Here is a 15070-nt window from a genome sequence, read left to right on the forward strand (position 1 = left end):
AAGGACAGCCCTTAAATCGGGCCGTCCTTTTTTTATGGTTTTCTTCTGCCTTTTGAAGCTTGTTCAAATGCAAAAGCATATTCGATTAATCGGGGTTCGCTGAAAGCGATACCGTAAAAGGTCAGGCCGAATGGTTCACTGGTACCGGTAAAGCCATAAGGCACTGTAATAGACGGGAAACCTGCAGCCGCTCCAACATTACAGCCGAAATCTTGTGGAAGGATGATGGCATCAGCTCCGATTTCCTTCAAAGTTGCATCGATGCCTTGTTCTGCAGCGAGGAAGCGGTTCCGCTCGAGGGCTTCCACGTATTCCATTTCCTTCAGCATCCCTGTCAGATTATTTGCCTGCTCCAGAAGATTCTGTCCGAACTTCAGCATTTTATCCGAGTGTTCACTATTGAATTCTATCACATCATCCATCGTTCTGATCGGATTCATCGGATCAGTTTTTGCCAGATAGGCATTCAGGTCCGCTTTGAATTCATGCAGCAGGACCGCAAAGCCAAGGTCTTCCTGATTGGAACCAAGGTCCACGTCGTCGATGATTTCGGCACCGCATTCTTTCAGTTTCTTCTTCGCCTGCTCAAACAGCTCCAGCTGTTCATCGGTTATCTCCTTGAATAATTCAGGTGTGACTGCCAGCTTTACACCTTTCAAGCCGTCTTTTTTCAAATGGACATTCCATTCATATGTCTCAAAGTCAGCTGACATACGGGTGATGGGATCTTCGGGATCGTAGCCGATCAGAACTGAAAAAGCATTGACGGCATCTTCAACTGTCCGGCCTAATGTGCCCGCCGTGTCCTGAGTATGTGACAAAGGAATAATGCCCCGCCGGCTGATCATTCCTACAGTCGGCTTTAATCCGACGATGCTGTTCTGGGCAGCAGGATTTATAATGGAGCCGGAAGTTTCCGTCCCGACTCCTATTGCTGCAAGGTTCGCAGCCACTGCAGCGGCAGAACCGGAACTCGAGCCGCCGACATCAAAAGCGCCGTAAGGATTATTCACCTGGCCCCCCCGGGAGCTGTAGCCATTTGTCATTTTGTCCGACATGAAGTTTGCCCACTCAGTCATGTTTGTCTTGCCGATAATCACTGCGCCTGCTTTACGCAGTTTTTCAATCAGAAATGCATCTTTCTTGGCATAATGGTTTTCAAGCGCCAGGGAACCGGCACTGGTATGCATCTTATCAGCGGTATCCATATTGTCCTTCACAACAATCGGAATCCCATGCATAGGACCGCGCGCACCTTTCCGTTGGCGTTCAAAATCCAGTGCTTGTGCGATTTGCAAAGCATCCGGATTGATTTCAAGAATCGCGTGAATGTTTTTATCTCGCAATGAGATATTCTCCTTATACATCAAAACCAAATCTTCAGAAGTTATATTCCCCGCCTGCATTTCTTCCTGCATTTGGGCTATTGTCATTTCGTCCAGATGCTTGGCGCGGTAAACTTCCAGCTTTTTCTGATGCATGGCATTCCCTCCCATAAGCATTTTATCCATTATAAGAATTTTACTCATGAAAATAAAAAAGCCGCAGCTTACGAGCTAAGGCTTTTCTGCGTATATTCTTTCATCAATTCATATAAACTCAACTCATATAATTGCCGTCCATTGATTTTAAAAACATTTTGCGCCACCAGTTCCTCGATGACGTTCGAGCGTTTATCTTCGAATTTAGATTCGGGTATCTGTTCCATGATGTTCGTTCTCTCCTTGTGAAGTATTCCTTTGTCTTTACCCATTTGAGACCATTCATGAAACGTTTCTGTGAAATAAAAAAAGAAAAACCGGATGCGTATTGCATCCGGTTAATTTATTGAGAAACAAAAAATTGAGAAATCGATATTGCGCAAAACAGCTTCGCTTTCCTGGGGACTCGCAAAAACCCGTGCTCCTGCATCGCTACGCTAGCTTCGTCGCAAAGAGCCGGCCTTGCAAACTACGGCCAACTCTTAGCTAACTCGGACTCGGTTCCCTTCGTCCGAGTGGATCTCAGCACTTCGCTCGAAACAGAGTTGGAAAGCCAACTCCGTTTCTACTCCCCTGGGAGTCTTCGCTGTTTTGCTCCATATCTCTAATTGTTTTCTATAAAGAGAGACAGTTAAATACAATATTTTTATAGAAAGTAAACTCTTTAATTCTCCCTGGTACTAGAATGAAGCGGCAGGCGTCCGACTACTGCGAAATGATTGAAGAGCATTTGTTCTCAACAGTCTAATCGGACGTCATGCCTATTTTGTTATTTTTCAAGCTGCAGCCACGCGACTGCCTCACAATGTGTCGATTGAGGGAACATGTCCACAGGCTGCACTTCCTGCGTACGATAGCCGCCGTCTTCAAGTATGCGCAGATCTCTGGCGAGTGTCGCCGGATTGCAGGAAACGTAGACAACGCGTTCCGGCCGCTGCTTCAAGATAGTGTGCAGCAATTGTTCATCGCAGCCTTTTCTTGGCGGATCGACAACGAGGACATCCGCTTTTCTGCCTTCTTTAAACCAGCGCGGAATCACCTGCTCTGCGGGACCAGCCTCGAATAATGTATTATTGAGTCCGTTCAGTTCCGCATTGCGTTTCGCGTCTTCGATGGCAGGTGGAACGATCTCCACACCCATCACAAATTTCGCACGCTGTGCAAGGAACAGGGAAATTGTACCGATGCCGCAATAAGCGTCGATGACGGTTTCATTGCCGGTCAGGTTGGCATATTCGAGCGCTTGACCGTACAGCACTTCTGTCTGCTCCGGATTGATCTGGTAGAAAGAACGCGCTGAAATTTCAAAGCGCACATCACCGATCCGGTCTTCGATGACATCTTTGCCCCAAAGTGTAATCGTCTCATCGCCAAATATGACATTGGTCTTTTGAGGATTGATGTTCTGGACAATCGACACCGTTTCAGGGACAAGTGACTGGATCAGTTCGATGGCCTGTGCCGCCTGCGGAAATTTCTTTTTCTTGGTAACCAGCACGACCATAATTTCACCGGTGGCACGAGCTTTCCGGACGACGACATGGCGGAGCTGTCCGCGGTGCGTCTCTTCTTCGTATGGTTCGATGCCCATTTCTGTCAGCTTCTGTTTGATGCCGGCCATGATGCTGTCCGCTTCCGGCGTCTGGATGAGACAAATATCGGTATCCGCGATCCGATGTGAGCGCGGCTGGTAGAACCCGGCGACCACACGCCCATCTTCCATGCCGAAAGGAATCTGTGATTTATTGCGGTAGCGCCATGGATTTTCCATGCCTTTAACAGCGTGGACCGGAACATCCGGCAACTTCCCGATGCGTGTGATGGCATCGCGCACAAGCTTGCGCTTGAATGTCATCTGTCCTTCATATGACAGGTGCTGGATCTGGCAGCCGCCGCATGTATCAAAGACCGGACAAGGGGCCTCCACCCGGAACGGTGAAGCATTTTCAATTTCGAGCAATTTTGCAAAACCATAGGATTTCAATGTCTTCAAGACATGGATGTGGACATCTTCTCCCGGCAGCGCGCCGTGGATGAATAGAGGATATCCGTCTACTTTTGCGACTCCTGCTCCGTCGTGGGTCAAGTCTTCCACATGGACCAGCAGCCGGTCGTTTTTGTTTACAGGTTTCAATTCGTTCACTCCATTTCACATTGGTTTATTGTACTATAGAAAAGCTCAGGCGACCATCTGGACGGCAGGTTTCGGGCAATAAAAATACGCGCCCGGCAAAGCCTGGGCGCGTCAGTCAGTCATGGTCTTTCGATATCGGCCCGTCTTTCAGCGCGAACCAGAAACCGAAGATCAATGAAGCGAGCAATACGAGAAATGGTGCATAGAATATCAAGAAATCCTGCATGGAAACTTCCCCCTTTTATGCATGGTAATCCGATTTGCCTTTGACATAGTCTTTATCGAACAAGAATAGCCGGAACAAAAGATACAGTGACGGAAGCAGTAAACCGAGACCTGCAATGAATGCGACGATCAAGGCAATCGCCATTGCTTCGTTTGTAAAACTGTCGTAGATGGTCAAATATGGATACAGCAGATATGGATAATGGGAAACGCCATATGCGAAAAATGCGGTAAAGAACTGACCGACCAGCAGAATGAACGCCAGGCCGTAATTTTTCTTTTTCCAAATCAGATAAACGGTGCCGATGAACAACAGGAACGAAATTGCGAAGACCCACCACAGATCCAGGATGCGGCTGTAATGTTCAGGATTATGGCCGCGCAATTCGAATATGATCCCTGTTGCCGTAACGATGGCAGGTCCCGCCCACACAAGCGCGTATTTGCGCATCAGATCGGTCGCCTTGGCGTCTCCCGCTTTATTGGCATACCAGGTCAGGAATACAGCAGAGATATAAAGTACAGCAGTGATGCTCAGTACAACGATGCTCCACATCAACGGACTTGTAAACAGCGCCCAGTAATCGAGATAGGGCTGATCACCGTTCATCTTGATGAAACCGCCTTCCGACATGGCGAGTACCGGTGACAATGATGCTGGCAGCAGCAGACCGGATAACCCATACATGTATATATAACCGCGGTGATTGATTTTAGCCCCGTATGTCGCAAAGGCATAATATGAGCCGCGGATGGCGAGCAAGATCAGTGCCAGACTGGCAGGAACGAGCAAGGTCGTTCCGTAATAGAAAGCGGTTTGCGGAAAGAAACCGATGATTCCCACAAAGAAGAACACAAAGAAAACGTTGGTGACTTCCCACACCGGCGACAGATAACGCTGAATAATATTGGTCAGGATGTGCTGTTTATCTGTAAACGCACTGTAGGCGTTGAAAAATCCGGCACCGAAATCGATGGACGCCACGATTACATACAGAAACAGAAACAGCCATAAAACCGAAACTCCGATTATTTCAAGTGTCATTCCGGATCACCGCCTTTATCAGCTTTTTGTCTTTGGGCTAGTTCTTTTTCCACCGGATTCCGTTTATACATCCGGGATAATACAACGATTGTACCGATTCCCAGGATAAAATACAGTCCCGCGAATAAAATGATCATCAAGTCGACTTGGCCGCTTGTAGTGGCGGCTTCGCTTGTCTTCATGTAACCCCGCAGAATCCATGGCTGACGGCCGACTTCAGTGAACCACCATCCGGCTTCGATGGCGATCAATGCCAATGGTCCGGCCGCCACAGTCAGCCAGCGGAACCATTTTTTAGTGATGATTGGCCATTTGCGCCATGCCGCTACGACATACACGAATGAGAAGAACGCGAGCCACATGCCGATGGAGACCATCGTATCAAAGAGATAGTGGATCCAGAGCGGTGGAATTTCGTCTTCGGGAAATTCATTCAGCCCGGTCACTTCAGCACTCGGCACACCGTAAGCCAGTATACTCAGCGCATATGGAATTTCAATCGCATACTTCGGTTCCTGGCCGTCAAGCACACCGAAAAGAATTAATCTTGCTTCATCTTCTGTTTCAAAATGCCATTCAGCTGCGGCCAATTTCTCCGGCTGGTATTCCGCAAGGTATTTACCGGAAAAGTCGCCGATCAAAGCTGTGGCGATTGAAAAGACAAATCCGAGTTTCATGGTCATCAGCAATGCTTTTTTATGATAGACATGCGTCGATCCCTGAACAATGCGCAGCGCTGCGATGGATGCGAGCACGAACGCGCTGGTCATGAAAGCAGTGGACATGACGTGCGCCACTTTTGTCGGAACAGCCGGGCTTAACATCGCCAGCAATGGGCTGATGTTGACCAATTCACCATTCACCAGATCGAAGCCCTGCGGCGCGTTCATGAATGAGTTGACCATCGTGATGAAAACCGAGGAAGCAGCCGCTCCGAGTGCAACAGGAATCAGCAGCAGTAAATGTTTTCGCTGATCTTCGAAGCGGTCCCAAGTATACAAATAGATACCCAGAAAAATAGCTTCAAAGAAAAATGCGAAAACTTCCATGAACAATGGCAAAGCGATTACATTACCCGCCATTTGCATGAAGTTCGGCCAAAGCAGCGACAATTGCAAACCGATTGCGGTACCTGTCACAACTCCGACCGCTACAGTTATTACAAATCCTCTCGCCCATCTTCTGGCGAGCAGAATATAATGATCATCTTTCTTTTTGATCCCGACCCACTGGGCGATCAAAATCATCAGTGGTACACCGACTCCGATTGTTGCATACAAAATGTGAAATGAAAGAGTCATCGTTGTCAGGATACGGCTTAATAAAGCTGTATCTTCAAATCCCATTTCCTTACCCCTCCCAAGGAATATACTTCTCCGTAAGTTCTACATTTATTGTACCCTAAGGAGGCCGGCTGAATCTTCTGGAGCGAATTTAAAAACCACAGATTTACGCTAAACTTTGAATAAGCTGTGACAATAGCTGAATTAAGCGCTTGATATTTTTTAGAATTTTTAGTATTCTATTAAGAACATAAAAAAAGGGTGATTCATATGGAAACAAGCAGAAAAGTATTCGCCTACATCACAAGAGGCCCTGATGAAAACCGTGAATTGCTGGTTTTCGAATACAAAGGTGAACCGGAAGTCGGTGTCCAGGTCCCTGGTGGTTCCATCGCTGATGGAGAAATGCTTATCGATGCACTTTACCGTGAAGTCCAGGAAGAAACCGGACTGCCAAGCAACGTTTTGGATTTTGCAGGAAAAATCCATAAATATAATTATTATCCTGAACATCGAGACAAAGTATACGAACGCAATATTTTCCACTTCGAATATACGGGTGAAAAGGTCGACCACTGGGAACATACCATCAAAAGCGATGGCCGCGATAACGGTTTGACACTGTTATTCCGCTGGGAACCCGTGGACAATTTGCCTAAGCTCGCAATGGAACAGGACACGGCAATCGAACTTTTATAAGAAACAATAAAAGAAGCCCGGCAGTCTTGAGACTGCCGGGCTTCTTTCATTTTATGTCTTTTTCGTTCAGTGACTGGATCGGCACCAGCACTTCAATATGTTTTTCAAGGTTCTGGAATACTGCCGGAAGCACTCCTCCAAACTCTCCATCAAGGTTCAGCATGACACGCTCTTCGGATGACACCGAAATCCTGCTGGCTTTTGCATAGATGACGTGGGGGTTTGACAGATGCTCCCCGCGAAGCGCCAGTGAAGCCAATCGGATAAATTCCGCCATATTCACTTCTTTTAAAATCAGCAGCGTGAACTTGCCATCGTTGATGCTGGCGTCTGGAGCCAGTTTTTCGAAGCCGCCTACTGAATTAGTCAAGCCGATCAGGAACATCATCGCCTTGTCATCAAAAACTTCTCCATCATACTCGATGCGGACATTGGACGAGCGGATGGACGGCAGCATTTCAATCCCTTTCAGATAATAAGCCATCTGTCCAAGGACCGTTTTCAGTTTGCTTGGCACTTCATAGGTCAGCTCAGTCATTCTTCCGCCGCCGGCGATATTGATGAAATAGCGATCGTTCATCATGCCGACATCCACCGGAACCGAATCCCCTTGAATAATGATATCGACAGCCTTGTTGATGTCGCGGGGAATATGTACGGCACGGGCGAAGTCATTTGTCGTCCCCATCGGTATCAATCCTATTTTCGGCCGTTCTTCAAATGTGGAAACGCCGGATACGACTTCATTCAATGTTCCATCGCCGCCAACTGCGACAATCAGATCAAATTTCCTTTCGACAGCCGTTATGGCAGCAGCCGTAGCATCACCTTCACAGGTCGTAGCGTGGCAGGATGTTTCGTATCCTGCTATTTCCATTTTTTCCAGCACTTCCGGCAGATGCTTGCGGAACAACTCCCTGCCGGATGTCGGGTTGTAAATAATGCGTGCTCGCTTCATAAGATTTCAGCCTTTCTCCACTTACTCTAGAAAATAAGACAATAAAAAAAGATTAAAGTTCCTTTTTTTGCAAGTTTTTTCTTTAAGCCAGTGATTTAGTCAAAACTGCTTTTAATTCCTGATAAACGCTGTCCCAAAACTCGCTTTTGTAGACAAAGCCGTCTGATATCTCGCCGATCACAGTCTTAAAATGCAGGTCGTATTGCGGATCTTCTTTCTCGGGCAATTTCGCTTTCAAATCATCCACGAATTCCTGGACCTTCTCAGATCTCGGACCCCAGTCCCCCAGCACTTCGCCGTCCTGCGATAAAATGATGTATTTTGGAATGGAACGTCCGCCATTCGTTAAATAGCGATCCATCAAATCCAGGTTTTCATCCCGGTACACGCACCGGACCTCAACGTCTCCCGCATCCGCGATTTTACGGAGAATCGCATTATTCATCATGGCATCGCCGCACCAGTCCTCCGTGATGACGAGGATATGAGGGTTCTTCTCCTTCAATAAAGAGATGAATTCCTTATCTTCCGGCAGGGTGAATTTTTCATAGATCGAATATGATTTTTCCTGGTTCGATTCCATTTGGGACATATAATTTTCAAGCGTAATCGCATTGTCAAAATAGTTCTGCTCCAGTGTCATGGTATCACATCTCCTTTAAATCCAGTTTACTTGTCTTTTTCAAAACCATCAAATTATATCATCCTAAAAAAAGATGGCCCATCAAAGGGCCACCCATCATTTTATCGTTTGCTGATTTCTTCCAAAAGGATCTTATTCAATAATGGCGGATTCGCCTGCCCTTTGGTCGCTTTCATAATTTGGCCGACCAGGAAGCCGATCGCACGGTCTTTACCGTTTTTGAAATCTTCGATCGACTGCGGGTTGGCATCCAATGTATTCGTTACAAATTCACGCAGAACGCCTTCATCCGAAATTTGGACAAGCCCTTTCGCCTTCACGATATCATTGGCGTCGCCGCCTTTTTCAATCAATTCACGGAACACTTTCTTAGCGATTTTAGACGAAATGGTTCCATCGGCAATCAACTTGATCATTCCTGCCAGGCCTTCCGGAGTCAATGCCGTATCGCCCAATTCTTTTTGTTCGGCATTCAGGTAAGCCGAAACTTCCCCCATCAGCCAGTTGGAAACCAGTTTCGCGTCTGCTCCGGCTTCGACTGTCGCCTCGAAAAAGTCGGAAATCGGTTTCGCAAGCGTCAATACCATCGCATCATACGAAGACATGCCAAGTTCGGAAATGTAGCGTGCTTTACGCGCATCCGGAAGTTCCGGAATTTCTGCACGGACGCGTTCGATCCAGGCATCATCGATAACAATATCCACAAGGTCCGGTTCCGGGAAATAGCGGTAATCGTCAGAGCCTTCCTTAACACGCATCAACACTGTTTTACCAGTCGATTCGTCATAGCGGCGGGTTTCCTGTGGAATGATGCCGCCTGACAGCAATACCTGTTCCTGGCGAATCTGTTCATGTTCTATCCCTTTGCGGACATAGTTGAATGAGTTCAGGTTCTTCAATTCCGTTTTTGTCCCGAATTGCTCCTGTCCATATGGACGAAGGGAAATATTCGCGTCGCAGCGAAGTGAGCCTTCTTCCATGCGGACATCGGAAACGCCCGTGTATTGGATGATCGCTTTGATTTTCTCAAGATATGCATATGCTTCGTCAGCTGTACGGATATCCGGTTCAGAAACGATTTCGATCAGCGGAGTTCCCTGGCGGTTATAATCGACCAGCGAATAGCCTTTATCGGTGTGCGTCAGTTTACCCGCGTCTTCTTCCATATGAAGGCGCGTGATGCCGATGCGTTTTTTCTCGCCGTTCACTTCGATTTCAATCCAGCCATGTTCGCCGATCGGCTGATCAAATTGGGAAATTTGGTAAGCCTTCGGGTTGTCCGGATAGAAATAGTTTTTCCGGTCGAATTTCGTGTGGCGTGTAATCTCGCAGTTTAACGCAAGCGCCGCTTTCATCGCCCAGTCGACCGCAGTTTTATTGACTACCGGAAGAACGCCGGGATAACCAAGGTCGATGGCGTTTGTGTTCGTGTTCGGTTCTGCTCCGAAATGTGCAGGAGACGGTGAAAACATTTTGGAATCGGTTTTCAATTCTACGTGCACTTCAAGTCCGATGATTGTTTCAAAATTCATTGTGCTGCTCCCTCCCATAATTGAGGAGTTTTTTTATGGAAATCTGTCGCCTTCTCAAACACATCGGCTACACGATAAACCGTTTCCTCATCGAAATAATTGCCGATGATCTGCAGGCCAAGCGGCATATCGCCTTCAAATCCGCATGGCACCGAAATCGCTGGAACGCCCGCAAGGTTTACAGGAATTGTCAGGATATCATTTGCATACATCGTGAGTGGATCATCAATGATTTCACCGATTTTAAATGCCGGTGTCGGTGTTGTCGGTGCGATGATAACATCATAGTTTTCAAATGCATCGTCAAAATCTTTTTTGATCAATGTACGCACTTTCTGTGCTTTTTTATAATAAGCATCATAATAACCGGAACTTAACGCATATGTTCCAAGCATGATCCGGCGTTTCACTTCATCACCGAAGCCTTCTGCCCGTGTATTCATATAGAAATCCAATAGGCTGCTCGCTTTATTCGTGCGATAACCGTAACGGATTCCGTCAAATCGGGACAGGTTCGAAGATGCTTCCGATGAAGCCAGCAGATAATATGTCGCCAACGCATATTTTGAATGAGGCAATGAAATCTCTTCTACGGTCGCCCCTTTTTCCTTCAGCACATCCAGTGCATCGTACACCGCCTTTTTAGCGGATTCGCTGACACCTTCCGCAAAGTACTCTTTAGGTACGCCAATACGGAGACCGTTGATATCGCCAGTCAACGCTGCCGCAAAATCAGGCACTTCAACATCCGCTGAAGTGGAATCCTTTTCGTCATGTCCGGCAATCGCCTGCAATAACAATGCGTTGTCTTTTACATTGCGTGTTACAGGACCGATTTGGTCCAATGAAGAAGCAAATGCAATCAGACCGAAACGTGATACACGGCCATATGTCGGCTTCATGCCGACAACGCCGCAGAATGCAGCCGGCTGGCGGATGGAACCGCCAGTATCTGAACCGAGCGTGAAAGGCACTTCGCCTGCTGCTACTGCTGCAGTCGAGCCGCCCGAAGAACCGCCTGGCACATAATCAAGGTTCCAAGGGTTTCTTGTCTTTTTATAATAGGAGTTTTCGTTCGATGAGCCCATTGCGAATTCATCCATATTCAACTTCCCGACAATCACCATTCCTGCAGCGCGCAGTTTTTCAACCACAGTCGCGTTGTAAATAGGATTGAAACCTTCCAGGATACGGCTTGACGCGGTCGTTACCAAACCTTCTGTCATGATGTTGTCTTTCACACCGATCGGCAAACCGAATAAAGGCCCCCGCTGTTCCATCGGTGCTTTATCCATTTCACTTGCATCGGCCATCGCCTGTTCTTCATTCATTGCCAAAAAAGCATCGACTTTCGGGTCAAGTTCGTTGATCCGTTCAATTGTCTGCTTTGTTATTTCTGAAATCGTCGCTTCATTACTATGTATCATTTCCTGTAATTCAGCAGCTGTCTTATCATAGAATTTCATGGTTTCCCTCCTCGCTATTACTCCAGAATGGTCGGAACTTTCACTTGTCCCGCTTCATGTTCTTTAACATTTTTCAGAACCGTTTCGCGCGGCAATCCTGCCTCCGCTTTATCTTCACGCAATACATTGACCATCGGCAATACGTGTGTTGTCGGTTCAACGTTGTCTGTATCCAATTCATTTAAAAGCTCCATCGCATTTGTGATGGCTTCCAATTGTTCTGCAAAATGGATCGCTTCTTCATCAGTAATCGCCAAACGCGCCAAATGGGCAACCTCGATCACTTCTTCTTTCGTCATTTTCGCCATTTCCTTACACCTCCGAAATCAGTAAACATACGCTATATCATACCATTCCTTGACTCAAAAGAATAGAGACAGCCGCGCTGGCTGCCCCTTAATCCGTCCCTTAAATCAGGGGCAGACTTTTTTTATTCATAAATATGGACGATTGGTTCAGTTTCATTGGCTTTTCTTAATATCAGCGCTTCCGCTCCATTGACAGAGTTCAAATCAATCTCCACTTGGATATTTTCCGGAAAATGCTTCATGACCAGACCCGTCAAATATTGTGTGAAACCGATGACTTCGGAGGAACCGTAAAACTGGATTGGAATTTCAATCTGAAGTTTACGGATGGAATCCCCTTGATAGAAGCCAGTTCCGATGACACTGGTGAAGTTGGAGAAGTACTCTTCGACATCCTGCTTGAAATTTTTGAATGCCGTATCCACTTCACGATATTTCTCCTCAGGATTGCTCGAAGGGAAAATCACGAATTCTTCATTGATCGGATTCCATTTGGCTACTGAATTTTCACCACCCGGAGCGACTCCATATGTGAAATAAGTGCCAGCCGTAATTGTACTCCGGCTTTTCTGCTTGAAGAGGCCGACGGTGATCGGTATATCCGCCATTCCTTCTTTTTGGCGAAGCCTGTTGACAATTTCATCTGCCATCCGCTTGCCTTCCGACTCCAATTGTTCCTGCGAAATCGTTTCTTCATAAGATACGCCCTGATCGTTTTCACTGTAATAAATTGAATTCAAGGCAAGTCCTACAGAAACACCGCCAAGCCGGATCGTGTCTTCATTGGTTTTCACCAAATAGTTCTGTTCGATAATATGCGCAAGGATTTCCGGTGACGGATTGTCACGCGTCTCGCCAGCTGCCAATTCTTCCTCAGATAAAGGCGGGCGTTTGTCTTCCGCATTCAACCCTGTCGGATTATCTTCCGGATGGTAACGGCGCAGCCAAGCGGAAACTTCTTCATCCGTTATCTTCTGGCCTTCCTGAAAATAATAGTCGTCAGGGGAAAATTGGTTTTGTGACAAGCGCAACAGCCCTTTTTCCGCTTCTTCTATGTCATAGCGGGAATTCAGGCGGTTGACGATTTTTCCTCGGGTGGCACTTTGTTTGTATGGCAAAAGGGTTCGATAAAACTGATCATCCAATTGCATGCTTGGAATAATTGCCGTTTCCACTTCCTCTGTGCCAACCACTTCTGTTTCATTTGTTTGTGTCGGCACACAGGCGGTTAGCAGCAAGATGCTGGCAGGGATCCACCAAAAGCGTTTCATTTTAAATATCTCCTCATTTGTTCAATTCTTCTATCAATTGCTGCTCATTCCAGACTTCAACCTTCAAGTCCAGGGCTTTGTCGAGTTTAGAGCCTGCATCTTCTCCGGCAATCAGCAAATCCGTTTTCTTGCTGACACTGCCGGATAATTTACCTCCCATCGCTTCGATGCGTTCTGTAGCTTCCGAGCGGGTCAGCTGTTCCAGCTTGCCGGTCAGCACGATTTTCTTGCCGGCAAATGCGTTTGCGCCAGCTTCCACCTGCACCCGTTTACCCGTATAACTTAAATTGACGTTTTCAGAAGCTAAACGTTCCACCAAAGCACGGACTTCTTCACTGTCGAAATAAGTAACAATGGCATCAGCCATTTTATCGCCGATTTCATGGATGGCTGTCAATTCTTCAAGCGTGGCATCCATCAATTTTTCCATTGAACCAAAATGCTCTGAAAGAATGCGCGCGGCTTTTTCGCCGACATGGCGTATGCCAAGGCCGAACAACAAACGTTCCATGGAATTGCTGCGTGAAGCATCAATTGCTGCAATCAAGTTGGATGCCGATTTATCACCCATCCTGTCGAGTTCCATCAATTGATCTTTCGTCAATTTATAAATATCGGCAATATCCGCGATCAATTGCTCCTGGTAAAGCTGTTCGATGACTTTTTCACCAAGTCCGTCGATATTCATCGCATTACGTGATACGAAATGGATCAATCCTTCCGTGATTTGAGCCGGGCATTTCGGATTGACGCATCGCAACACGACTTCTCCCTCGATCCGAACCAGCTCTGCGTCACATGCAGGACAATTTTCAGGCATATGGAAAGGTTCTTCTTCACCCGAACGAAGTTCAATCAAAGCACGGACAACCTCAGGAATAATGTCACCCGCTTTGCGGATGATCACTTGATCGCCGATGCGTATATCCTTTTCTTTGATCAGATCTTCATTATGCAAAGATGCCCGCTGGACGGTCGTGCCTGCCACTGATACAGGTTCCAGGATGGCGGTCGGCGTAACAGCGCCTGTACGGCCGACGCTTAGTTCGATATCGATGAGACTGGTCATCACTTCTTCAGCGGGGAATTTATAGGCTGTCGCCCATTTCGGGCTTTTCGCCGTAAATCCGAGTTCCTGCTGCTGCAGAAAACGATTGACTTTGATGACGATTCCATCGATTTCATACGACAGGTTATTGCGCTTTTCTGTCCATGTTTCGATATATGCCAACACTTCTTCGACGCTGTGGCAGACTTTTCGTTCCCCGTTCGTCTTGAAGCCAAGTTTCTGGAGAAAATTCAGCGACTCATCATGTTCATTCAAACCATAGTTTTCGGCATCCCCGCCGATGCCATAAATGAAGACATCCAAATTGCGGTTCGCTGCTATTTTGGGGTCAAGCTGGCGAAGTGAACCGGCAGCCGCATTGCGCGGATTGGCAAAAACTTCTTCACCTTTTTCGCCGCGCTGCTCATTCAATTGATGGAAGGATTTTTTAGGCATGAAAACTTCACCGCGCACCTCAAGAGTTACCGGTTCCTTCAACTTCAGTGGAATTGAACGGATGGTCCGAAGGTTGACTGTAATGTCTTCTCCGACACGGCCGTCGCCGCGCGTTGCCCCGCGGACAAACTTGCCGTCTTCATATATAAGTGAAACAGCGAGCCCGTCAATCTTCAGCTCACAGACATACTCTATTTTTTCACCCGCTCCATTTCTTACGCGCTTATCGAATTCCCGCAGGTCATCTTCCCCGAAAACATTCGATAAGCTCAGCATCGGACGGTCGTGCGTCACTTTTTCAAAATTTGAGATCGGTGCCCCGCCGACTCTTTGAGTCGGTGAATCCGGGAATACCAGATCCGGATATAAGGTTTCCAGCTCGATCAATTCATTGAGCAATTGATCATAAACAGCGTCGGGAACCTGCGGATTATCCAGCACATAATAGGCGTGTCCGTAGGTGCCGAGCAATTCATTCAATTCACTCACCCGTTGTTCCGCTTTGATACGGTCCATAATAT

14 protein-coding genes are annotated in these 15070 nt (G+C 47.0%); 1 reads left to right on the top strand and 13 read right to left on the bottom strand.

Annotation, left to right across the window (positions count from 1 at the left end):
• Nucleotides 1-32: 32 nt before the first annotated feature.
• The 6 genes from CXF70_RS15170 to CXF70_RS15190 all read right to left on the bottom strand — a co-directional run bounded on the left by CXF70_RS15170 (nucleotide 33) and on the right by CXF70_RS15190 (nucleotide 6231).
• Nucleotides 33-1481, bottom strand: coding sequence for an amidase family protein (locus tag CXF70_RS15170; protein WP_101803357.1), 1449 nt, complete (start codon nucleotides 1479-1481; stop codon nucleotides 33-35).
• Between the two features lie 68 nt (nucleotides 1482-1549).
• Entirely contained in the window at nucleotides 1550-1708 is a 159-nt protein-coding gene (locus CXF70_RS15175) for a Fur-regulated basic protein FbpA (protein WP_084242305.1), read from the bottom strand.
• A 542-nt stretch (nucleotides 1709-2250) separates the two neighbouring features.
• A complete protein-coding gene (gene rlmD, locus CXF70_RS15180; RefSeq protein ID WP_101803358.1) occupies nucleotides 2251-3615 on the bottom strand; it encodes a 23S rRNA (uracil(1939)-C(5))-methyltransferase RlmD in 1365 nt (454 codons plus the stop codon).
• Nucleotides 3616-3730: 115 nt separating this feature from the next.
• A complete protein-coding gene (cydS, locus tag CXF70_RS18605) occupies nucleotides 3731-3841 on the bottom strand; it encodes a cytochrome bd oxidase small subunit CydS family protein (protein WP_372869524.1) in 111 nt (36 codons plus the stop codon).
• Nucleotides 3842-3856: 15 nt separating this feature from the next.
• Nucleotides 3857-4885 carry a cytochrome d ubiquinol oxidase subunit II gene (locus CXF70_RS15185; protein WP_101803359.1) on the bottom strand — a complete coding sequence of 343 codons (1029 nt, stop codon included), beginning with the start codon at nucleotides 4883-4885 and terminating at the stop codon, nucleotides 3857-3859.
• Nucleotides 4882-6231, bottom strand: coding sequence for a cytochrome ubiquinol oxidase subunit I (locus tag CXF70_RS15190; RefSeq protein WP_101803360.1), 1350 nt, complete (start codon nucleotides 6229-6231; stop codon nucleotides 4882-4884). The genes CXF70_RS15185 and CXF70_RS15190 overlap by 4 nt, the downstream gene beginning before the upstream one ends.
• Nucleotides 6232-6438: 207 nt before the next feature.
• On the opposite strand from CXF70_RS15190, the gene CXF70_RS15195 reads away from it, so the two are divergent.
• Nucleotides 6439-6867 (top strand): NUDIX hydrolase, encoded by a 429-nt coding sequence (locus CXF70_RS15195; protein WP_101803361.1) that lies wholly within the window; start codon nucleotides 6439-6441, stop codon nucleotides 6865-6867.
• Nucleotides 6868-6913: 46 nt separating this feature from the next.
• Here the strand turns inward: CXF70_RS15195 and CXF70_RS15200 are convergent, their stop codons facing one another.
• The 7 genes from CXF70_RS15200 to ligA all read right to left on the bottom strand — a co-directional run bounded on the left by CXF70_RS15200 (nucleotide 6914) and on the right by ligA (nucleotide 15065).
• Nucleotides 6914-7825 carry a diacylglycerol kinase gene (locus CXF70_RS15200; protein WP_084242310.1) on the bottom strand — a complete coding sequence of 304 codons (912 nt, stop codon included), beginning with the start codon at nucleotides 7823-7825 and terminating at the stop codon, nucleotides 6914-6916.
• 82 nt (nucleotides 7826-7907) lie between these two features.
• A complete protein-coding gene (locus tag CXF70_RS15205) occupies nucleotides 7908-8468 on the bottom strand; it encodes a thioredoxin family protein (RefSeq protein ID WP_084242311.1) in 561 nt (186 codons plus the stop codon).
• 101 nt (nucleotides 8469-8569) lie between these two features.
• A complete protein-coding gene (gatB, locus tag CXF70_RS15210) occupies nucleotides 8570-10000 on the bottom strand; it encodes an Asp-tRNA(Asn)/Glu-tRNA(Gln) amidotransferase subunit GatB (RefSeq protein WP_084242312.1) in 1431 nt (476 codons plus the stop codon).
• On the bottom strand, nucleotides 9997-11466 hold the full coding sequence (gatA, locus tag CXF70_RS15215; protein WP_101803362.1) for an Asp-tRNA(Asn)/Glu-tRNA(Gln) amidotransferase subunit GatA: 1470 nt from the start codon (nucleotides 11464-11466) through the stop codon (nucleotides 9997-9999). Before gatA ends, gatB begins: the two co-directional genes overlap by 4 nt.
• Nucleotides 11467-11483: 17 nt before the next feature.
• Nucleotides 11484-11774, bottom strand: a complete 291-nt coding sequence (gene gatC, locus CXF70_RS15220; RefSeq protein WP_084242314.1) for an Asp-tRNA(Asn)/Glu-tRNA(Gln) amidotransferase subunit GatC — start codon at nucleotides 11772-11774, stop codon at nucleotides 11484-11486.
• Between the two features lie 122 nt (nucleotides 11775-11896).
• On the bottom strand, nucleotides 11897-13045 hold the full coding sequence (locus CXF70_RS15225; protein ID WP_084242315.1) for a CamS family sex pheromone protein: 1149 nt from the start codon (nucleotides 13043-13045) through the stop codon (nucleotides 11897-11899).
• A 13-nt stretch (nucleotides 13046-13058) separates the two neighbouring features.
• Nucleotides 13059-15065, bottom strand: coding sequence for an NAD-dependent DNA ligase LigA (gene ligA / locus CXF70_RS15230; RefSeq protein WP_101803363.1), 2007 nt, complete (start codon nucleotides 15063-15065; stop codon nucleotides 13059-13061).
• Nucleotides 15066-15070: the final 5 nt, after the last annotated feature.

Origin of the sequence: Planomicrobium sp. MB-3u-38, from assembly GCF_002836425.1 — a bacterium.
Classification (GTDB): Bacteria; Bacillota; Bacilli; order Bacillales_A; family Planococcaceae; genus Planococcus; species Planococcus okeanokoites.